This is a genomic window from Dulcicalothrix desertica PCC 7102, from assembly GCF_003991905.1.
Classification (GTDB): Bacteria; Cyanobacteriota; Cyanobacteriia; order Cyanobacteriales; family Nostocaceae; genus Dulcicalothrix; species Dulcicalothrix desertica.
The window spans coordinates 92,562-115,308 of record NZ_RSCL01000025.1 but is presented as its reverse complement, the minus strand read 5'-3'; the positions used below and the strand labels follow the sequence as shown (position 1 = coordinate 115,308).

General features: G+C 36.7%; 18 protein-coding genes. All 18 read right to left on the bottom strand.

What is annotated here, in order from left to right; genetic code table 11:
• Nucleotides 1-5 precede the first annotated feature (5 nt).
• On the bottom strand, nt 6-848 hold the full coding sequence (locus DSM106972_RS39240; RefSeq protein WP_158632950.1) for a phytanoyl-CoA dioxygenase family protein: 843 nt from the start codon (nt 846-848) through the stop codon (nt 6-8).
• A 65-nt stretch (nt 849-913) separates the two neighbouring features.
• Nucleotides 914-1,696: an SDR family NAD(P)-dependent oxidoreductase gene (locus DSM106972_RS39235; protein ID WP_127085772.1), complete on the bottom strand. Its 783-nt coding sequence runs from the start codon at nt 1,694-1,696 to the stop codon at nt 914-916.
• Between the two features lie 15 nt (nt 1,697-1,711).
• Complete coding sequence (locus DSM106972_RS39230; protein WP_127085771.1) at nt 1,712-2,827, bottom strand: glycosyltransferase family 2 protein; 1,116 nt, start codon at nt 2,825-2,827, stop codon at nt 1,712-1,714.
• Between the two features lie 30 nt (nt 2,828-2,857).
• Complete coding sequence (locus DSM106972_RS39225; RefSeq protein ID WP_127085770.1) at nt 2,858-3,775, bottom strand: FkbM family methyltransferase; 918 nt, start codon at nt 3,773-3,775, stop codon at nt 2,858-2,860.
• Between the two features lie 114 nt (nt 3,776-3,889).
• On the bottom strand, nt 3,890-5,011 hold the full coding sequence (glf, locus tag DSM106972_RS39220; RefSeq protein ID WP_127085769.1) for a UDP-galactopyranose mutase: 1,122 nt from the start codon (nt 5,009-5,011) through the stop codon (nt 3,890-3,892).
• A complete protein-coding gene (locus DSM106972_RS39215; RefSeq protein WP_186538444.1) occupies nt 5,008-5,982 on the bottom strand; it encodes a hypothetical protein in 975 nt (324 codons plus the stop codon). The genes glf and DSM106972_RS39215 overlap by 4 nt, the downstream gene beginning before the upstream one ends.
• A 26-nt stretch (nt 5,983-6,008) precedes the next feature.
• Nucleotides 6,009-7,454 carry a hypothetical protein gene (locus DSM106972_RS39210; protein WP_127085768.1) on the bottom strand — a complete coding sequence of 482 codons (1,446 nt, stop codon included), beginning with the start codon at nt 7,452-7,454 and terminating at the stop codon, nt 6,009-6,011.
• A gap of 20 nt (nt 7,455-7,474) precedes the next feature.
• A complete protein-coding gene (locus DSM106972_RS39205) occupies nt 7,475-9,496 on the bottom strand; it encodes an HAD family hydrolase (RefSeq protein WP_127085767.1) in 2,022 nt (673 codons plus the stop codon).
• Nucleotides 9,497-9,580: 84 nt separating this feature from the next.
• Nucleotides 9,581-10,576 (bottom strand): ribose-phosphate pyrophosphokinase, encoded by a 996-nt coding sequence (locus DSM106972_RS39200; protein ID WP_127085766.1) that lies wholly within the window; start codon nt 10,574-10,576, stop codon nt 9,581-9,583.
• Nucleotides 10,577-10,787: 211 nt separating this feature from the next.
• Complete coding sequence (locus DSM106972_RS39195; RefSeq protein WP_127085765.1) at nt 10,788-12,047, bottom strand: glycosyltransferase; 1,260 nt, start codon at nt 12,045-12,047, stop codon at nt 10,788-10,790.
• A 277-nt stretch (nt 12,048-12,324) separates the two neighbouring features.
• A complete protein-coding gene (locus DSM106972_RS39190) occupies nt 12,325-13,185 on the bottom strand; it encodes a glycosyltransferase family 2 protein (RefSeq protein WP_127085764.1) in 861 nt (286 codons plus the stop codon).
• A 357-nt stretch (nt 13,186-13,542) separates the two neighbouring features.
• On the bottom strand, nt 13,543-14,790 hold the full coding sequence (locus DSM106972_RS39185; RefSeq protein WP_127085763.1) for a glycosyltransferase family 4 protein: 1,248 nt from the start codon (nt 14,788-14,790) through the stop codon (nt 13,543-13,545).
• A gap of 2 nt (nt 14,791-14,792) precedes the next feature.
• Nucleotides 14,793-15,752, bottom strand: coding sequence for a hypothetical protein (locus tag DSM106972_RS39180; RefSeq protein ID WP_127085762.1), 960 nt, complete (start codon nt 15,750-15,752; stop codon nt 14,793-14,795).
• Between the two features lie 19 nt (nt 15,753-15,771).
• A complete protein-coding gene (locus tag DSM106972_RS39175) occupies nt 15,772-18,027 on the bottom strand; it encodes an N-acetylneuraminate synthase family protein (protein ID WP_127085761.1) in 2,256 nt (751 codons plus the stop codon).
• Complete coding sequence (locus DSM106972_RS39170; protein ID WP_127085760.1) at nt 18,017-18,706, bottom strand: acylneuraminate cytidylyltransferase family protein; 690 nt, start codon at nt 18,704-18,706, stop codon at nt 18,017-18,019. Before DSM106972_RS39170 ends, DSM106972_RS39175 begins: the two co-directional genes overlap by 11 nt.
• 136 nt (nt 18,707-18,842) lie before the next feature.
• Nucleotides 18,843-19,808 (bottom strand): hypothetical protein, encoded by a 966-nt coding sequence (locus tag DSM106972_RS39165; RefSeq protein WP_127085759.1) that lies wholly within the window; start codon nt 19,806-19,808, stop codon nt 18,843-18,845.
• 54 nt (nt 19,809-19,862) lie between these two features.
• Nucleotides 19,863-21,149: an ABC transporter ATP-binding protein gene (locus DSM106972_RS39160; RefSeq protein ID WP_127085758.1), complete on the bottom strand. Its 1,287-nt coding sequence runs from the start codon at nt 21,147-21,149 to the stop codon at nt 19,863-19,865.
• Between the two features lie 2 nt (nt 21,150-21,151).
• Nucleotides 21,152-21,931 carry an ABC transporter permease gene (locus DSM106972_RS39155; protein WP_233787211.1) on the bottom strand — a complete coding sequence of 260 codons (780 nt, stop codon included), beginning with the start codon at nt 21,929-21,931 and terminating at the stop codon, nt 21,152-21,154.
• Nucleotides 21,932-22,747: the final 816 nt, after the last annotated feature.

Sequence of the window (22,747 nt, the reverse complement as noted above, 5' to 3'; positions counted from 1 at the left end):
TTCCTCTAAGCTGTGATTTTAGGAGGTTTTACAAGTCGATTTTTGCCATACTCATCATTACCTCGTACTAAAATACAAGGAAGAGAACGAGAATCCCAAACAACAGGTGGGTCTGGATGTACAGGCATTTTTATTTCTACACAAGGTTTTGAGTACTGAAAAATTACCGAGTTCCGAACTTTTTGCGTAGCAGATTTTCTGCCTGTATGCCACGCGCGTGTAGCAAAAATAAAAAATTCACCTGGTTTTGTGTTAACCGAAACACACTCACACTTAGGGTCAAACTCACGAGCTGCTTGCAAAATCGCATCATCGTCAGAAGTATTAACTCCCAATTTCTGACGAACCTCCTCTGAAGTTAGAGGTAGACGATGAGAACGAGTAATAACTTTCATCCCGCTTTGCTCATCCACATTGCTAAGAGCTAACCAAGCAGTGGCACCTTCCCATTGACTCCAGTCTCTTAGTTCTGCATCTGTATGCCAACTAGGATTGCGGTCACTTGGCTTAACATTAAGTACCATTGCACTCCACAAGAGTATATCCTGCCCAATGATAGAAGCAATTCTATCAACAATAACCGACTCGGTAGCTAGTTTATAAACTAGAGGTGCGCTTGCATGAAGTCCCTTATGCCACTTTCCTTTACCCCAGCTTGCTTCAGATAGTTGGTCTTTTAGTAAAGGAATTCTTGATATAATATTATTTGCAAAAAAGAATTTACGTTTTTCAACAGTCAATTTTTTCGTAATTGAGTCTACCTGATTAGGATCAAGTAAAGTAAAAGGTCCGACAATGCCTAACTCTTCAAATTCTTGCAGTTCTTTTTTTGTAAGGAAACTTCCCACTACAGTATCTCCTAAAATACAAAGATATTGATTAAAAACGTGATTTAATATGTAAATAGAATTAATTAGTTCTCCATTATTTGATTTTCTACACTTTTTCTCGTTTTATAAGACTTTAAATATTTTTTTAAACGAGAGATTACAGGCAAAAACTTATACAACCGCATCAGCCATTTTTTAGGCGGAGATAAAAACAATTCATATTCATTTTTATAGATGGCTGACTCAAGACGTTTGGCAAACTGCTCAACATTGACTTGACCTAAACTTTTTTGTGTGTCGAGAGCTAAAACTTCCATTGCTACATTAATTACTTGGACACGCTTTGGAGCAAGTTCGTCTCGCAGAGCTTCTGATAAAGCATTAACTGCTGCTTTAGAAGTGCTGTAAACAGTTTGGGCAGCATTTGGATTGTAGCCTGCTAAGGAAGAAATATTAACAATTACGCCACCTCTTTGACTAACCATAGTTGGAGCTATGAGGCGACATAGTTGAAAACAACCTATTACATTTGTTCTAACAATCGCATCAATTTCTTCTAAAGATGTGTCAAGTAAAGGTTTTGAGTTGCAATTTGCTGCGTTATTAATCAGAATATTGACATGTTTACCCGAAACTTGGATATCATTAGCTAGCGACTGAATAGTTTCAACGTTGCTTAGGTCGAGTACCAATGCAGTTGCCTTTCCACCAACCGCATTAATTAACTTGAGCGTTTCATTTAGTTTAGACTTATTGCGGGCGGCAATTATAACTTCGGCGCCTTTTTTGGCAAAGTAAACTGCTAGCTGCTGACCAATGCCTTGAGAGGCGCCAGTAATTAATATAGTTGCACTTTCAATATTCATACTATGCTAGTTAAACTAAGAAATTGAACTTATAGATAATTTTTGGCTTTTTATCCATCTCATAAATCTTTTTATGTGACCTGCACCATAGATCTGCTCAAAAACAAAAGCAAAAATGCTATCTGGCAACCACTCACCCCAGGCAAAGAGTAATTTTTGAGGTAGATAGCCATTAAACCCAATTGAAAAAAGATGATGATTAACTAAAAGTTGATGGGCTTTTCTAGATTCTGCTTTAGGCGCCTTTTTGAGGCGTGCTATCAAATACAAGTTATGACGTACTATTATACTACAGCGCCAGTCTGTAAGTTTTGCAGCAAATTCAGCACCATACATTTTTTCCAAAAACAGTTTTTGTTCTTGATGTATACGTGCTAACGTTGATTGCTCTTTTTCCATTGAATCTACTGTAGGTATTAGCGTACTAGTAGTATTTGCTCCATGAATTCTAAATAAGCTCAGTACTTCTATTGTTGAACCTATGTTCGTAATAAATGGCGCGCAGCGAAATACTAAGCTATCTGCATTACGTACAAACTCTTCATTCAAAGGAAATATATAGTCAGTGACTTGGCGCCGTAAAGACAATGCAGAAGCTGGAGGTATATCATCAACAAATCCACCGTTCTTTAAAGCGTCTAAAGCCATCCAACCAGTGGCTAAACGCTTATGTAAAGGATGAGATTTGATAGGTTGGCTTTGAGCATTTATCTGAATGACATTATGAATTGCAAAACCACACTTAGAATCAGATTTGAAAATTTTCAGAATTTTTTCTAGTTTAGACTCTACCCAAATATCATCTGCATCTAATATACTAATAATCTCACCCTTTGCTTCTCTATATGCCGCATTTAGCGCACTCGCAACACCACCGTTAGGTTTACGAATTAGTTTAACTCGTGAATCTTTTTGAACGTATGTTTCGACAATCTCGCATGAGTTATCCTTTGAGCCATCATCACAAATAATGACTTCAAAGTTAGAGTAAGTTTGACGCAATGCGCTTTCGATTGCCTCACCAATATATCTGGCATAGTTGTAGTTGGGAACTAAGATTGATACTAGTGGCGCCTCTGGTAGAGGTAAAAGCTCAAGCGGTTGAATTTGTTCTGATTGTCTAGTTTGCATGTGATTTGCCTTCATAATTCATCAGCTTTTTTAGCTAAGTGTCTCAGATAGATGTTGATTCTGAAACATATTAAAGAAGCGAGTTTTGTCTTTCGTTGCAATTAAGTTGATGACTTTATTAACTACAATACTCGGATCAAAGTCTTTAATTTCCCCATTATCAGCGAATTGTAGTATATTGTAGTTATGGTGGTGTAATAATTTGAATAAATCACTTGCAAGATAACCAAAACTTTGATATGCATGTGGGGAATATTCAAACAACCATACAGGAGCTTCACTTGATGGCAGACTCATTAGTTTCTCTGCACCTTCAAATACTAACTTTTCGGCGCCTTCCACATCAACTTTGATTAAATCGACTTTGGTGTTTATCTGCGACAAATAGGCATCTAGAGAAGTAGTAGCAACTTTTACTAATTGTTCTGAACCGGAAGTAACTTGTTTGCGAATTGATGATATTGAAGGGTCATCAAATACTTCAAACTCAATATCACCTGTACGGTCACTAACTGCCATACAGTTAAGATGAACGTTACGTAGGTTGTTCATTCGCACGTTTTCACTCAAAATTGGGAAAAGTTTTGGTGTTGGCTCAAAACCATGCACTTGACCGGATTCTCCTACAACTTGGGCTGCAAGTAAAGTATACTCTCCAATGTGGGCACCAACATCAATTAACATCATTCCTGGTCGTAGAAAACGCATCATAAAATCAGCCGTTTCTAGTTCCGAGTATCCTTGATAATAAATCAATGAACCACAACCAGTTTTAGGGATACTGATTTTTAAACTTGTTTTGAAAGGAATCACATAAGGTTTATTTGTTGTTGCCCAATGCAGGCGCCATAATAAGCGCTTTACAAACGCTTTGATGAAATTTTCTTTAACGTCTGGACGACCTAAAAACCGTTTCAGGCGCATTTCGTACTCGCTGATTTGAGTCATAAACTTTAGCCTTTCTATGTAAGTTGTTGTAAATGAAACTCAGTATCAATTCACAAGTTCCCAATTAATCTTTACAACAACAATTTTGCTTACTCAGGAAAAAAGTAATATTTTTTACTGTGCAATCTCTTTTTCAAACACGCCAAGCGCGCGCAATGCTGCTTGATCCATATCGTAGTACTTGTATTCCGCTAGGCGCCCGACAAATATTACAGAACCGTTCAGCCTCTGAGCTTCTTTCAAATAAAGGTCATAACGCTCGCGGTTATCTTCACGGGGAATAGGGTAGTAAGGGTCATTTACACCAGGTACGTAAGCTTGGGGATATTCCATCACCAAGGTTGTCTTAGGTGAAGTTTGTCCGGAAAGATACTTTTGTTCGGTAATACGGGTAATATCGTACTCATTGGGGTAATTGACTGTACCGACTTCTTGATAATGTTCTTGGTCGAGTGTTTCAAAGTGAAAGCGCAAGCTACGGTAAGGTAACTCACCATGCATATAGTCAAAAAACGTATCAACTGGCCCCGTATATACCATCCGGTCAAATTTAATATCATTAATGACTTCCCGGTAATCGGCGTTTAGAAGTACTTTGATATTAGAGTGAGATAGCATCCGGCGAAACATTTCTGTATAACCGTGCTTTGGCATTGCTTGGTAAGGATCTTGGAAATAGCGGTTATCGCGACTAATATATACAGGAACTCGTCCGGTTACACCTCTATCTAATTCTTCGGGTTTTAAGTTCCACTGTTTGGTGGTGTAGCGCAAGAAGACATTCTCGTATATATAGTTTGCCAGAAACTCTAATTCACCATTAGCACTTTCGCGTAACTTTAAAATTGGCACTTTAACACCAAAGCCAAAGTTTTCTAACAGCTTTTCCTCAAGCCTCTCAGCATAGCGCGGTGGAAAAAGTGCATACAGCGAATTAATATTAAAGGGAATTGGAACCTTTTTTCCCTCAATAACTCCTAGTACATGGTGAAAGTAATGGCGCCACTCAGTAAACTGAGATAGGTAGTCCCATACTCTCTTAGATTTAGTATGGAAAATATGCGGACCATATTTATGTACTAAAATACCGTGTTCATTATAGTAATCGTAAGCGTTACCACCAATATGATCACGTCGTTCGATTAATAAAACTCGTTGTCCTAGTTGTGATGCTATACGTTCAGCCAAAACACAACCAGAAAATCCGGCGCCGACTATTACCCAGTCAAATTTCATGATTTTACGCTTCCTTGTAAGGATAGTTGAGGTTCTAGAGAGAGTTGAGAGTAGATTTCAGGTAAGTATTCCTTCATTGCGGAAGCTTGAGGTCCAAATGAGAAATGTCCGGCAAACACGTTGTGAATAACAATCATTACTCTCGACTGTTGTATGCAATCTTTACATAGCTGTGATTCATCCAAACCAAGTCCACCTTGTTTGAACGGGGTTCTAAAGCCACCTATTTGTTCCCAAAACTCTCTTTCGAGAAGAATGGCGCCGATACTAAAGCGATGCGGTGATGCTGAGTATTGAAATGGTTTAGAACGAATGTACTGAGCTACTTCATCAAATGGTAAACTTTTTTTCCACAGCCATTTAGCTGCCTGGCCATCATAAAAAGCCTTGGCGCCAGAACATGAGTGTTTGAGTTCGCCAAATTTAGCTTTGTACTCATGATCAGCGTTAATAAGTTTAAGAAACTGAATATACGAATAGCCATTAACATTAAGTAAAGGCGCACAAAAACCGATATCGTAGAGTCCCTCTGCTTTAACAGCTAAATAACCTTTGAGAAGATCCTCAAAAAAGTTCTCAGAAATAAAAACATCTTCATCTATTTTATATACCCACTGAGCTTGGGTATGCTTTTGTATAGCTAAATTTTGAACCAACGAAACTTTATTAGATTTTGTATAAAGGTAAGACCAATTATTTACTGCTGCCATTTCCGCTAGTTCTTGAGAATGTAACCCTGAAGAAAGGAGACACACATCAACATCCTGGGGAACAAACTCAGCCATACGAGCAAGAGTCAAGGGATAAAGAAAACTTTTGTATCCAGCAAGGATGATTAATAGCTTGTTAGAACCTTTACTTCTATCGATAAATGTATGATCACCATTGAAATTTAGCCATTGTGTCCAAGTTCTAAATAGCTCGGTGCTTGGGTTCGATATTATTTCTTTTAGAGAGTTTTGTCTAATCATAATTTTTATCTAATGTTTTACAATAATTAACTAGTTTGAATACTTTGAGGTTTGCTAACTCGCATTAAATGTTTAAACCTCCCTATAAATACCCTTGTATGATGAGTAAATTTTAATAAGCTTGAGCTAAGAATTAATTGATAAATAAAATTACTCCTGGCGAGCGAAGCCGGAAACCAAATACCTTTAAATGGCTGCTTCCCAAAAAGTAATAATTTTAAACAACTGACTAAGTTATAAGCAGGCGCCAATTCATAAAGAACCTTCTCACCTTGGTCATCAGCATTTAAAAATGAACCAAAAACTTTTGCTTCCAAGGGGGAAGGATGATAAATAAAAGATTCAATTAAAATATCCGCAACAGGTACAAATAACTCCGGAGAGAAATCGTCTCGATTTATATTAGTGGTAAATTGCTCTGCAAATTCAACTACCGCATCTTGAAGAAGGTATAGTCCCCAATCAATAGCTGCTTGATTTTTTGGATAGCGCAAAACAGGAACATACTGATTATCTTGTTGCTCGTAGCCCATTGTACCGCCGTGGTCTGCGGTTACAAAAAGCTCGAATACATGTCTATAGTGTGAAATATGCTCACGACTGGGCTTGTCTATATTATAAAATGCTGACAAATTATCGCTTTCAAGCGCCTTACGTTTTTTTTCCAAAGCAAAGTAAAAACCCTGAACACCTTTTTCTGGGTATATTCCAGCGCTTATTAGCAAACTGCTAAATGAACGTTGCGCGCGTCCAACCCAACCAATATCAACAATTGCGAAGGGTAAACCATCATCTAATTGCTCCTGACGGAAGTAAGCAATAGCTTTTTCACGATAAGTCGCAGCAGTTGCTAATATTAAGTCTACAACTTGCTTCTCGACAAACACTTGTCGAAGTTGATTGCGTTCTTCTTTGTTAAGATTTGTATTCCATTCAGATTCCGCAAATCCACAGCGAATCAAAACTTCTTTGATTTGTTCTGGTTTAATATTTACTCGTTCACAAACTGAATTTACCGACAAAAATGTAGTACCATCTAAAATCCATTGCAGTTCAGCTTCACCAATTTCTTGAAGTGCAGGTGCGTGCCAAGCTTGCCGTGAACCATAAAAGTAACGACAATCAATGTCATAACCCCAATTGCGACAAATTACTTGGGCAATTTTATTCAGGATTTGCCCATCTCTCGCAACAAAGTAAAGTCTCTTGATTCCTTTTTTCTGTGCTTCGGCTAAACACCAATTTACAAAACCAAATAATACTGGTGCGATGACGTTGGCGCCAGTATCCCAAATTACCTGCTTGTGAAGGTCAGTTTGTTTAGACTGTAATCGAGTCAGTCTGCTAGCTTGTGTAAGTTGCTCCCGAAACTGTAATGGCAGTTCTTTGTTATCGGCAATTAGCTGTTCATAACGATTTGGATTTGCCTGAATTGTTGGCTTGATATTAAATGCGTCAACTTTCTGTATCATGGGGCTTCATTCCTTCTTGATTAAACAGTTCCGCTGACTTGCTTGGACAAAATATTACGTCTTAATCGACTTCCTAAAACTCTAATATTGTGGGTCATACTGACGGCTTTTGAGTTGAGAAAGGTTCTTAAGATTGGGTTGGTTCTTGCTAATGACGCGGGTAGCCAAATATTTCCATGTGGATGCCTACCGCGAGTTATAAGCTTTATACAGTCAATTAAGGTATAAGCAGGTGCTAATTCATACAAAGTTTTTTCGCCTTGGTCTTCAGCTATCAGGAAGGAACCAAATGTTTTTGCTTCTTGAATAGAAGGATTATTAACAAATTCTTCTATTAAGATGTCGGTTGCCTTCAAAAACAAATCAATAGAACATTCTTGCGGGGTAAGATTTGAAGTAAACTGATTAGCAAATTCAACCGCAGCGTCATGAAGGACATATAGTCCCCAATTAATTGCTATTTCGTTTTTTTGGTAGCGCAGAACTGGAAAGTATCTGTCACCATTCCAGTCATATTCTTTTGTACCCCCATGATCTGCGGAGACAAAAAGCTCAAGTAAGCATCTGTACTGACAAGTGTCTGCACGATTTCCAACAGGTGCCTCAGCATCATAAAAGTAAGCTAACAACTGGTCTAATGTAGAAGCTTTAACTCGTTTTTCCAATGCAAAGAAAAATCCACGAGTACCTGATTGAGGGTAGAATCCGGCACTTTGTAACACCTTACTAAAAGAACGCAATGAACTACCAGTCCAACCAACGTCAACTATTGCATAAGGCAAACCATCATCTAGCTGCTCCTGTCGAAAGTAGCCAATCGCTTTTTCACGATACGTAGTTGCCGCTGCTAAAATTACGTCTACAACTTCTTGTTCAACAAAAACCTGTTTAAGTCGCTCGCGTTCTTCACTATCAAGATTAAGATTCCAGTTCGCTGTACCGAAGCTATAGCGATTTAGAACCTCTTGAATTTGTGTGGGTTTAATGTTTACTCTTTCGCAAACGGCATCAATCGATAAAAACGTGGTATTGTTAAAGATCCAGGTAAGTTCGGTTTCTCCAATTTCTTGAAGCGCTGGTGCATTCCATGCCTGACGGGAACCATATAAATAACGACAATCTATATCATAGTTCCAATTACGACATATAACTTCAGCAATTTTATGTAGAATTTGTCCATCTCTAGCAACAAAATAAAGCCTTTTAATCCCTTTTTTTTGCGCTTCTTGCAAGCAGCAATGAACAAAGCCAAATAGTACTGGTGCTATAACACTGGCAGTTGTCTCCCAAATTACTTGCTTGTTTGAGTTAGTTTGTTGTGATTGCAAGCGAGTTAGTCTACTTATTCCAGCAAGTAGGGAACGAAATCGCAGCGGTAAACGTTGTTCGTCAGCAATCAATTGTTCGTATCGATTTAAATGAGTTTGAGTAAACGGTTCAACCTTAATCCCTTGTTTCTTTGCTTGTTTAACATCCGAATTCAGGTTGTCTCCAATGTGTACTAAATCACTGGCTTTTATCAACTCCTGTTTTAAACAGTAGGGAAATAACTCACCTGTTGCCTTACTTGCTTCTATCTCAGACGAAATATACAACTTACTGTCTTTTGCCCAAACATTATTTTTTACTAAAAAATCCTGAATTACGTTTTTAGGGAGATACATGTCTGACATGTATATAATTCGAGAATTTTGCTTTTGGAGGGACTGAATTTTTTGTTGGATTTTTGGCACTGGACGCAAACTTTTCAGTTCTAGGGCAATCTCTTTCTCCATTATCTGTTTTAATTGATTAGTTGACCAATTGAAACAAGATAGAAATTGCTTATAGATTTGTTCTAATGTTACCTCACCTTTTGCTGATGCTCTTCTCGCATTGTTTTCAGCATCAACTCTCATCTTTTGCCACGCTTCTGGAGATACATGAATTAAACCTTCCTGTTTAAGTTGGTTGCCTAGTTCCCAAAATAAGTCTGTTGGTTTTGCCCAAATCCGCACTATTGCTGTTTCAAAAACATCAAAGGAATTTACTTTTTGATTCATGGCTGCTTTGTTTTGAGCTAAGGGTAATAAAATAAGAGTGAACTTAATTAATACACAGTATTGTTATCAGATATATGCTCTTTATTAAATAAACATAGTGCTGATTGAACTTTCTTGATGCAAACGTAAAATCGCTTCCCCGAAAAAGTTGGCAACAGATACTACAGTTAATTGTGGAAAACGCTTGTCCTCTGGAATTGGAATAGTATTTGTAACAATTACTTCTTCTAGGCAACCGCTTGATAGACGTTCAATTGCAGGTGGAGAAAAAACTGCATGGGTTGCACAAGCAAAAACTTGTCGTGCGCCTTCTTGACGAAGTATTTTTGCCGCTTCCGTAATAGTTCCTGCGGTATCAATCATGTCATCGACGAGAATAGCAGTTTTACCTTTTACATCTCCGATAACATTCATTACCTTGGCACAATTATGAGCAGTACGACGCTTATCTACTATAGCCAGTGGTGCATCATTAAATTTTTTCGCAAATGCGCGCGCACGTCCTACTCCACCAATATCCGGAGAAACAACAACAACGTCTCTTAGCTGCTTGCTTTGTAAATAATTAAGCAAAACAGGTGTACTGTAAATGTGGTCTAGTGGTATATCAAAGAAGCCTTGAACCTGTGCCGAATGTAAATCCATAGCTAGAACGCGGTCGGCGCCTGCTGTAGTGATTAGGTTTGCTACTAGTTTGGCAGTTATTGACTCGCGTCCAGAAACTTTACGGTCTGCTCTTGTATAGCCAGAATAAGGTATTACCGCTGTAATCTGTCTTGCAGATGCTCGACGGCAAGCATCAATCATAATCATGAGTTCCATCAAGCAATCGTTTACAGGGTAGGATGTTGGTTGAATTAAATAAACATCTCCACCTCTTATTGATTCTTGAATTTGAACATAAATTTCGCCATCGGCAAACCGTTTAGATATTATTGGAATTAAACTAGTTCCAAGATAATTAGCAATATCTTGAGCTAAAGTCGTGTGAGCGGAGCCAGAGATAAGGTACAAGCGGTCGCTTCCAGATTTATTTGTGGAAAGTGAAGCTCTTAAGGGTGCAGTTGCTGTTAAAACCATACAAAAATATTCTCGAATATTGTCTAAACTTCTAGTTAATATAGCTGTATAGCGTTTCCTGGTCTAGTAAAGTGCGTTTTTAAAGCTGCTTATTTTGCTAGTAAAAAATTAGGTTTTGCTTACTTTTTTAGGAATCCTATAAAGTTAACTATACACATAGATAGTGTTTTGTGTCTATATGAAACTTTAGAAAGTTCAATTTATTAAATATTTAAGTTGCAAGAACTCCTTTGGTTTCTTGAGTGGCAACTGATGAAATATTTTGATATAGCCGCAGATGCTTATTTATAAATTCTTTTTTGGAGAAGTTATTCTCAACATCTTTTCTTGCTTGCTGCCCTAAAGCATGTAGATTATCAGAAAGTAAAGCTTTGCGTAGTGCTTGATTTAACCCTAACTGATCACCTGTTTGAACAAGAATGCTGTTACGTCCATTTTGAATCATTTCTGGCACACCACCCGTCGCGAAAGCGACAACAGGAGTTGATGCAGCCATCGCTTCCAAAATTGTTAATGGTAAGTTATCTGCTAACGTGCAAAACATGATTAAATCACTGGCAATGTAAGCTAATGCTAAATCATTTTGGTTTGAGATAAAACCTGTCTCTCTAATATCAAAACCATTTAAAGCTTGTCGCAACTCATCATTACAAATTCCCACAACTATAATAAATGGTGACAACTCACACACGCTTTTAATGGCTGAAATTGCATATTTAACACCTTTACGTGGGTCATGAAGTACATGCGCTGAAAGAGTTATAACTTTACGGTTTTCTGGAACACCTAAACGAGTTTTTGCTTCTGGCCTACTTATATTTAAAAAAGGCTTTAAATCAAGTCCATATGGAATTAATATTGGCTCAAGCTTAAAATCTAATACTTTTTGAGCTTCTTGTAACATCCAGTGGCTAGGAAATATATACTTAATGCTAAATTTATTAGCAATCCAGCGCTTAATGACTTGAATTTCTCTTGTATGGTCAGGAATCGTAGTTTGATTTTCACCTATAGGTAATTGTGGGCACTGATAACAATTACTGATAAATTTATTACAATCCATAGGATATAAACAGCCACCAGTGAAAGCAGAACAGTCGTGTATTGTAAAAAAAGTTGGTTTATGTCGAGAAGTAAGAGCTAAAGTCAAAGGAGATATTGCTGTGTACAAGTCATGAAAATGAATCACATCATATTTGTCAATAAATTGATTATGATTCAGAAAATACTCAATCGGAATAATTTCAGGAAAGCCATATTTATAAGAAATTTTATGAATTTTTTTACAAATCTTTAAATTAAGATTCTTTCCATAGACGTTATGCTGAAATGATTCAGGCTCTTTACAATTCATTGCAATAAAATGATCCGCATAGTGTCCTGCTTCGTTTAACCAAATTGCCAAATCTTCAGCAACTCTACTTGCTCCTCCACCCTTTCTATCAGATTTACTAATAATAGCTACTTTCATATACCAAGTTTTTTTTGAGAAGGTACAACAAATACTATAATCTATATATAGAAATACGATTTGAGCTTTGCTAGGTCTACTTATATTCTAACCTTTGTTATGTAGGAATTTAGTTGACTCAGCTTTTAAAAATTATACAGGATTTCTATAGGGAGTATCCGCTTTTGGAAAAACATAAGTATTTGGCATCAGAAACCTTACTATATGCTCAGTTGAAAAAGTTTATATGCCAAAACTGGATACTCCTTTTCTATAGCATCTATAATTTGCTTTTCTTTCAAGTACGTAGTAACCGACTTAGCTTATTAAACATCTTTTTTTTAATTAATAAAGGAAATTCTTCAGGTCTTTCTGAAAAATATTTAAATCTGGTATCAAACCAGTATTTGTTATTTAAAAAATATCGTTTACTAGCTATTTGCCATTGCTGAAATAAAGGAAGTTCTTTATAATGTTTATCCAAAACTGTTTTAATCCTCGTTTCAGTTTGACCTTTTAGATCACCCATGAAAGATTTTGTTCCTTGAATGACTCTAAAATTACCCCAGCTTTCATCTACATACTTGACTGTAGCTGCTTGCACAGCCCTTAATATAAAATCTAAATCCATAGTATAGTGATCTTCCAGATCATAAAAGCCTATTATTTGATGTAATGAAGTATGGTAAAAATAGGCAGATGGGTTAGATGGTAAAGGGTTTATGTGCCATCCTAGGAGCAAATCATTTAATTTCAATTTTCTTGGCTTATTTACTACAAATATCTCATCATTATCATTCCGTAGATTACAGTTTCCAACTAATAAACTTGGGTTTGGTAATGTTTTGAAAAATTCAGTCACTCTATTTAACACATTTGGCTCATAATAATCATCAACATTTAAAAAAGATGTAACTTCTCCTTGTGCCATCTTAATTCCTTTATTCATCGCATCTGACTGACCTTTATCTTTCTCAGAAATCCATCGGATATGAGGATAGCTTTCTGCATAATGTTTGATAATGTCTACTGTTCCATCCGTTGAACCTCCATCTACAATAATGTGTTCAACATCTAGGCAGTTTTGGTCAATCACAACTTTGATACAAGACTCAATAAATCTTTTATTGTTGTAGACTGGAGTGATAACGTTAATCATAATTGGCTTGTTTCAAATTGCAAAAATGTTATTTACTGGCAATGAAGTCATAGATAAATTTTCGTGTTAATACTGAACTCTTCTGTAACTTCAAAAAGAATCAGGGTGAATTGGAAGAGATGGTTATTTAATTTATGTAAAGCTTTGGTTTTATCGTGCCGACTTACTTAAACACCCTGGTGCTATTTGTCTAAAGATAGAAGATAGAAGGCAGAAGGAATATTACTTACTTGATAAGCTTTGTAGTTTTTTCTAACTAGCTAGCTATTTCCGTCGTTATGTACTAGCTGAAATCTCTTGTGCCATATTCTATATGAAATTCAAAGCAGTTGTTCACCAAGCTGAAGAAGGCGGGTATTAGGCTGAGTAAGGCAGCGATCGCCCTTGTTTTTCTAAAACCTGACGATACAACTCAATATATCGCTGTGTTTGAACTTCTAGGGTGTACTCAGCAAGAGCGATTTCCCGACAATTTTGACTCATTTGACCATGTAGTTTTCTATCCTCCAATAACTGTACAATTCCATTCGAGAAATCTTGAGCATCTTCTGGTGTAGCCAAATAGCCAGTAATATTAGGGCGTACTAAGTCAGGAACACCACCAATTTTGAAAGAAACCATTGGAGTCCCACAAGCCATACTCTCTTGCAACACCAGAGGGAGATTATCAGCACGAGTAGGAAAAATAAATAAATCTGCCGCAGAATAGGCAATTGATTTCAAGCGATCGCTACTAATATAGCCTAGATTTATAGCTTTTATTCCTAACTGCTCAGATATAGTGTCACCACTGAAGCCAAAAGTTAGCAAAACAGTTTCAGCTTTTAAAGAAGCAGGTAAACTTTGTAAAGCTTTAAACAGTAAGTCACCACCCTTGCGGGTATCTTTCAAAATCTCTGCAGCAAACAGCAGTACTTTCTTGTTATTGGGAATGCCTAGTAAGTAGCGGCATTGTTCTGAATCTAGAGGTTGATAAGCTTCTGTATCAATACCATATGGGATATGATATATCGGGAAGCGTTTGAGCATACTTTGCTGGGCTTGCTTGGTTAGCCAATGGCTGGGTGTTACGATGGTAAGGTTAGATTGGCTGTATACCCAGTTTTTAAGCTTCCATTCAATGTGGGTACTATCTCTGGTAACGGCAGGATAAGTATCGAGATTAGGGCATTTGCCACAACCACTTTGCCAGCGCGCGCAGTCATAACTGTAAGCACAGTGACCTGTAAAACTCCACATATCGTGAAGTGTAAAAACTGCTGGTTTGTTTTCGGTTAATGATGGAATTGCTAGGTAGTTGAAATAACCAGTGTGCAGGTTGTGGAAGTTAAGAATATTTGCATTTTTGTAGAAATTGTGCTTAGGGATATTAAAACTACTGATATAGTTAAGGTAGTTAAAGCCAAGGCGTGAAGTAACACGGAAGAGTTGTTTTTCAATGCGGTAATTGCTTGGCACATATGCAACGCGATCGCTGCTGATTTTCACTGTTCCTACTAGCAACCGCGAGTCAATGCCTTGAGCTAGCAAACCTTCATGCAGACGATAGCCGGCGATCGCTGCTCCACCTGAGATATCAGATTGGTTAATGTGTAAGATATTCACAGCTAAATATAATTTTTGGAAGTGATTTTCATAGTTTTGACGTATACCTTATGCACAAAAGGAATTTTTTTTATCAAAGATTTTATTGATTTTTTAACTTCTAAGGCTATCAATTTTAAATACAGTTTATTGAGAGTTAACCACCATAATATTAAATTCATTTTCAATGGTGATAGTATATGTTCTTCTCCTAATTCTATCGAAGCTATCATCTTTTGTTCTTCTATATTGCAATTATTAAACTTAAAGTAATCAGCATATTTTGCTTCCCAATCTCTATGGTATTGTGTGTAGTCCATATGCTCATTATTTGGATCTTTACAATCAGTTTGGAAGTGAGGTCCGTAGAAGAAAGAGGATAAACCCATTATTGAAGCAAATAGCAAAGCAGAGGACATTTGGTTAGAGAAGGCATATTTTTTCCCACGTGTGTTAGCAATAAAATTGTTGAGAAAATCAACATCATAGATGCTGTTCCCATTATTAACAACCTCAAATCCTTTATCTAAAAACGGTTTATCCAAGCCTTTTTCTTGATCTAGATGATACATACAGATAGTAATAGGCTTGTACTCATCTGGTAGATTGCACAGCATATCAGCGTATTCTTCAAAGTCGCATTCCATTTTTATATACTTAGAAGAATGAGATGGAAAAACAATGGAGCCACTTCTTTGAGACTCTTGTAAAGGAGAATATTTAATAAGTTTTAGAAGATATAAAAATGGTGCTCCAACAGATCTAGTAGATAAACCATTGAATTCTTGATGATACTTTTTTTCTATCAATGCAGACCAATACCAATTCTCAGGAACATCAAAGCGGGCATCATGTTTAGTTGGAGCAGCGTTCCATCCATGCTGAATTGCTATAGGACAGGGCAGAAAAAGAGGAAAACTTGCATATCTTTTTATGATTTCCCCAATACCATAGTATGTTGTACTTGCGTAGAACTCTTGCATTACTTATTCCTCCAAAAATTTAAACAGCATTAAACAATTTTTCCAATTTTTCAAGAGCTATCCAAAAACCTTCTCCTTCATTCTTATGTCCTTGCCAAATTTCAGGAATAAATGAAGCATTGGGCGCAGTTTTCTGTAAATATTCTGCTAAAGCTGGAAAATCAATATCACCTTCGCCAATTTGTAAACCTTCACCATCTACACCTTTAGAATCAGCAATGTGTAAATGGGCGGTTAACGGTCCAACTTGCTCAATAAACTGTTTGAAAGACAATTTATGATGGTTACAAGCAAGTTTGGAATGGGAAATATCTAAACAAATTCGATAACCGTGTTTATGACAAAATTCAGTGGTATCTTGGGGATCTACAAACAAGTTATGATAACGTTGTCCGCCAAAATGCCAAGGGAAGGGAGGCATAGTTTGAGGGATAATTTCTACACCCTCTACATCAAGTGCTGATAGGCTATCAAACAGCAGTTCGTATAACTTATTACGTTGTGATGGGTGTAATGGTGCGTCTAATGTAAAGCCACCAACGTTGGTGACGATGCAAGGACGAGTAGTTTTTGTAAAAAAGGGCTTTAAGGCACGAGTGATGTTAATAACTCGTTGCAGTTCTCGAATAGAGTGCTGGCGATATTCTTCATCTTGAGAGGATAAATCCAATACATGGTCGCCCGCGAATAATTCTGGACTATGAACTACTAAGTCCAAGTCGTATGGTTGTTCAAAGTATTGGTAAATATCTTCTTCTAAGTCTTTGTAGCTGAGGTGAAATTCAAACAAGTCGGGATTAGTTTTCGTCAGAATAATTTTGAAGTCATGGTAGCGAACGGGGACACCCCAAGGATGCTTAAATTGATAATTACGGGCTTGAACCTGTTCTTGTTCTAAGTCGCTGAGAAAGAAAAAGTCACCCGTCTTAAACGTTCTTTTTGCTTTCAAGCCAATCAAGTCAGCTTTGCGGTTGGGTTGCAAACCTTTGCCGGGACTTTTGACTTCAATCATCTCGGCCGTAATTACTTGTCCTGCCTCTAAGTCGCAGTTGATTGTCAAACTTTTCGCTAGAGTTTCCCGGTTCATGAGTTCTCCCTGGCTCAGTTTGCGCTCGCTTGCAGTTCCCAAAGCTTCTTCGACTTGGCGAATACCCCTCACCATTGCCTGAAATTCTTCTGGAAGCAAACTTACTTTATGGTCGTTACCTTCCATTGACTTATCAATAGTAAAATGCTTTTCAATTACCTTTGCACCTTTGGCAACTGCTGCAATAGCTACGTTAATATCCCTTTCATGTCCGGAATAGCCAACAGGACAGTCACCAATTTCTTTAAGACGTTCTAAATAGTTAAGATTTACATCTTTAAAAGGCGCGGGATAGGTAGAATTACAGTGGAGCAACATATACATAGCTCCCAAACGTTTTAACAGACTTACAGCTTCAGATATCTCTGTTTCTGTAGACATCCCAGTTGAACAAATTAATGGCTTCCCAGTCTTAGCTAGCGCAGTCAAAAGTTCATGATTTGTTAAATCCGCAGAAGCTACCTTATAGGCTTGCATTCCGTACTCTTCTAGAAGTGCTAGGCTTTCCAAATCCCAAGGTGTACACAGCGGTAAAATATCCCGTTGTTTGCAGTAATCAAAAACAGACAGCATTTGCTCTGAACTAAGTTGGAAGCGAGAAAGTAAATCCAAAGTGTATTGGGAACCTAAATCTTCACTAGCATCATTAGCATTACCAGCATTCCGGTAGAGAGCTTTCATGCTCCGCAACTGAAATTTAACACAATCTACTCCCGTTTCTACTGCTAAGTCAATTAATTTCTTTGCTAATTCCAGACTGCCGTTATGGTTATTACCAATTTCTGCAATAATAAAACTAGGTGATTCCTCATCAATCTTAAATTTACCAATCTGAAAAACATCAGGTCGCTTTCTCGCGATCGCAACTAAATGATGATTTTTATCAAGCAGAGGAATAAATTCAATTTCAGATGAAAAATAAGACTGTATCTTTTCCGGCTCGTCTTCAACAGAAGCAGATTTCAACTTTTTATTTGAAATTTTACAAACTGATTGATTTAAATCGATAGTGTTTTGATTGGTTAACCAACGGCGAAAGTCGCCATCAGTCATTACTCCTTCGAGAACTCCAGACTCGGTAACAGAGAAAATAATTCGACATTTGTTGTCACTAATCTTTTGAAGAGCGTTAAGAATACTATCTTCAGCAAAAACAATGTATTTAGCGATGTTTCTATCAATCAGCATTGGATACAACCTCTTTATTTACGATAAATTCTGCTACTTCAAAATCAAAAACTGAGTCAATCTCCAAACTTGCTGTTTCTATCATTGGAAACAAAGAAATTTTTCCACCTAAACGATTTCCTAGTTCTTTTAGTATCCAAGGCTTAAATATATAAATAGAACCATTTTCTACATATTGTGCTTTCATATCTTGACGACGGGGACGATGGCAATAGTCATAGTTAATTGACTTTGCTTTTCCATCAACTTCTTCCCAAAGAAATCTGTGAGATAAAGTTACTGATAATAAAGAATCAGCATTTTCTTTTTTAATTTTTTCAATAGCTCGGTCAATATCCTCACCGCTTCTAATTGGAGAAGTACATTGTAAAAATATGATTAATTCTGGAAAAATGCCTTTTTTTTCAATTTCAGACACTCCATGCATTAAAGCAGTTTCTGAAGATGCAGTATCGCCTGCAATTTCATCAGGACGGCTGATTATTTCGGCTCCATATTTACTAGAAACTTCAGCAATTTCTGGGTCATCAGTAGAAACATATACTTTATCTACAAGTTTGGCTTCTTTGGCATCCAAAATAGAATGAGCGATTAATGGTTTATCTCCTAATAAGCGTACATTTTTACGGGGGACACCTTTGGAACCACCACGGGCAGGGATAATTGTAATAATTGACATAAGTAATAGCTAAAAAAGGTATATTACTACAAATATTAATTTGTTTTGCACTCATGCACCTGTTTGATTTATAAGTTATGTAAAATAGCCTTCTAATAAATAAAAATATTGGCTATATTACTAAATAGTTAATTAACTAACTAACTGTTTGCAAAACATCTGATGGTGAATAACTTACTGATTGTAATATATTAAATATATCAGGACGAATATGTCCTTGTTTAACTTCTGATTGTAAAAGTTCAGAAGTCACTAATCCTTTATTTACAGATTCTTTTAGAAGAGAAAGAAATAACTTTTCTTGTTTTACGTCTGGATGCTTTTGATATAATTTAGCTTCTCCATACAAAATTATATTTTTAATAGACTTGAACAGTTGACGTTTTCCATATTTATTATACTTAACTACATCATATAGTTTTTCCCAACGAGTTTCCTCTTTATCACCTTTATTGTAGTTACTCATGTTTTTTTCTTTAAAAGGCAAACCCGTTTTCCAAGGCTGTGTTATTTGACGTGTATTATGCAAAAATTTAGTTTTCTGAGTTAAAGAATCATAATCATTCCATTCTTGCTCAAAAGTTCCAATTATTTCTTCAGGCTCTGTTCGTAATGATATCCAATCTTGAATGTCGAGTTTACTCGCAAATATTTCATCAATTCTTTCTTCCCACTTCCAGTGTTTTAACTTACTACAATCAAGTAACATTACGCTAGAATTATAACCTTTGTATTTATCTCCAAATTCGCGACAAAGAATTGCTTTATTTCCCATGTCGCGGGTTAGTAGTTCATATGCATCTCTAACAGCAAAAATATCAGGATCTGTAAGGATAGCCCTACCTTCATAGCCCATTAGTTGAGGCACTAGAAATCGCAATGGTAGAAAAGATTGAGGAACATCTTTGTACCAAGCAGCCTCCTTTCCAAATCTAATACAGCTTTGACCATGACGTTTTATTAAATGTGGATAGTCTTCTAGCTGGATAAGCTGAATATCAAATTTGTCAAGATGCTTTGAAGCTCTCATGTGTGAATACATTGCAACTTTTCCTGAGACAATTTCATGAGAACTAGTATGAATAAATACTGTTGGTTTCATTTTTCCTCTTGTATCTAAATAATAAGCATAGTCTAGTTTAGCAATTGTAAGTTATTATTTACTTACAATATTCCAATTTAGCGGTTGATAAAACAATGAGCGATTCATTGCTTTCTTGCTATCTACAGTAAAGAAAAACTTTTCAAAATAGTCTAGTGTAGAAAGTAAATCTTTTTTTATAATAACTTTCATAATGTACACACCTGGTTTTAGGCAAATAGGTGACATGTTTAAATATATTTCGTGATTTCCAGGATTTATAGAAAATATGTTGCCCTCTATTGCACTATCAATAGACAAAACTATATCGCCCTCGCCTCCTTGCTCTGAAATCAATAAGTAAATGTTAACTTTCTCTAGTTTTTCATGAACTTCACATCCAATACAGAAATTAATCTGCTCGCCAGTCGTTGGCGTTTTAATAATATTTCCAGTTTTATCCCTAAAAAGTAAATGTGTAATATTTAAACCATGAGTTTTACTTTTATTCTCATTTGATAAAAATACAGTTCCAAATTGTTCGGGAGTTTTATCTATAAATAAGTCTTTCTCATATTGGTTAATAATGTAACTTGGAGTTCCCTGAGCAATAAATTTACCTTTTGATAAGTAGACGGCAGATTTACAAGAAGAAAATATTTCCTGTGAATTATGAGTTACCAAAATAAATGAAACACCATTATTAAGTAATTTAGCTAATCGACGATGACATTTTTGTCTAAATCTAATGTCTCCCACCGCCAGCACTTCATCAATTAACAAAATATCCGGCTCAGTATGTATTGCGCTGGCAAAGCCCAACCTTGCAGCCATTCCAGAGCTATAGCTTTGTACTGGAGAATCTATTGCATCACCAATTTCTGCAAACTCTAAAACTTCATCAAATCGTTCATCGATTTCCTTCTTGGACAAACCCAAAATTGACATATTAGCATAAATATTTTCCCGTCCTGTCAAAATGGGATTAAATCCTGCTCCTAATGCAATTAACGGTGCAACTCTACCGTTTACTTCGACAAAGCCAGTATCTGGCTTAATCAAACCTGCAATAACCCGCAGCAGCGTTGATTTTCCACTACCGTTTTTTCCGACTAAACCTAATGCTTCTCCCCGACGCAATTGAAAACTAACATTATCTAATGCCCAAAACTCCTTGGGTCGCAATTTATCACCTTTCTCCCGCAATCCTAATACTTCAGAGGCAATATCCTGAACGCCATAGAATAAAGACTTCTTTAAATCTCGACAAAACCTTTTGGAAACCCCATTAACTGATAGAACAACTTCACTATCATTATTCTGTGGCTTTTCTGAAATTTCTTGCTCGTTGATACTCATCATAATTACGAACTAATCCTCTCAACTACATAAGGCATTGCAAGACGGTAGATAACCCAAGCTATCAACAATCCGAAGATTCCAATTAAACTCGCTATCCAAAATCCTTGCGAATTTGAGATTACACCTGTTGTTGCTAACTCCCGCGTTGTTACTAGTAAAGGTGTAACGGGATTAAGTTTAACAATGCTGCCAAATACTCCATCAGTTGGAACTGGGTAAACAACTGGTGTAAGAAATAGCCAAAAGCTAGTTGCTAAGGTAATACCTTTAGAAAAATCTTGATAAAGTGCGCTTGCGGGAGCTAAAAACATTCCTATAGAAGTTCCCAGTATTATCAAGTGAATTAAGGCAACTGGGGCTAAAATTAGGTTCCAAGTTACTGGTATTTGAAACCAGATAAATAAGCCAATAATTAGAATCAGCTTGACGCCAAAGTTAAAAAAGACTTCTCCTAATTTGGCAATAACCAAGGCTTCACGAGGAAAGCTAATCTTTGCTACCATTGCCTTGGCTGCTGCTACCGCTTGAATTGGACCTAAGAGTGATTCGACAAAGGTTTGCCATAATGTCATGCTAAACATAACGTAAGCAGGATAGGGAATATCAGTATTACCGATATTTACAACCCCACCGTTTTTGGCAAAGGTAAAGGTAGCAGCCAGAACTACCGCAGGTATAACCGCCCATAAAAAGCCTAAAAATGACTGACGGTATTGAGCGCTAATATCCCGCACCATGAGGCGCCAAGCAAGTTCTCGTGATGCGAATAAATCCCGTCCCATGTTTTTAAATAACTGAAGCGGATGCCTCATGCTACTTTCAGGTCGATGCACCACTCTAATCGGTCTGCGAGCGGCGCCTTGAGTCTGCTTTGAAACTTTATCTTGTGTAGAATTCCGCTGGCTCTTCTGGCTCATGATAGGATGAATAACCTCATTTTGTTACGTCGGCTTATGTTAATTTGCTTTACCCTACTGTTGGACTCAAACGAAACATCCTTGCTTGTAGCGTACCCAAATAATCTCGCCATGCCAGAAAGTAGAATAGCTCTGTGTTTCCACTGGTCTCGCCAATACTGACTTTCAATTCTTCCAGTCCCAATTAGGATTTCTTTATTATTCATCTAGTTACCTGTTTACTGCACTTATTTGGACTTGACCTGTGATTTTGTACTTTTACTTCATACTATGTATCACATACTTCATCTCAGTAAATGCACTGTCAGGATATATACGAGATATTTTTTGTTTATTACTCTCTTAATCTCCTTGATTTTGTTGACTTAAATAATCCATAACATCCTATTCGTAAGACTTTTCTGTCATTAAAAATAGTAATTTAAATTATGCTCACAAAATTACTTTGTGACTATATTTACAACTAAATATATTCTTTGCATGAGCAATATTGCTTGCTCTTATCTTTGACTCGACAACTGAGATGTTTGCTGTAAATAGCATGGATACAGATAAAAACCCCAAAAAACAAAGCATGTGAGTTTTTGCTTGTAGTTTTCGTAACGATTTTGTCACACTTTCTTGCCAATTTGGCAACTATTGCCAACATCTTTAAATTAAAATGATAATCTAATTATTGAA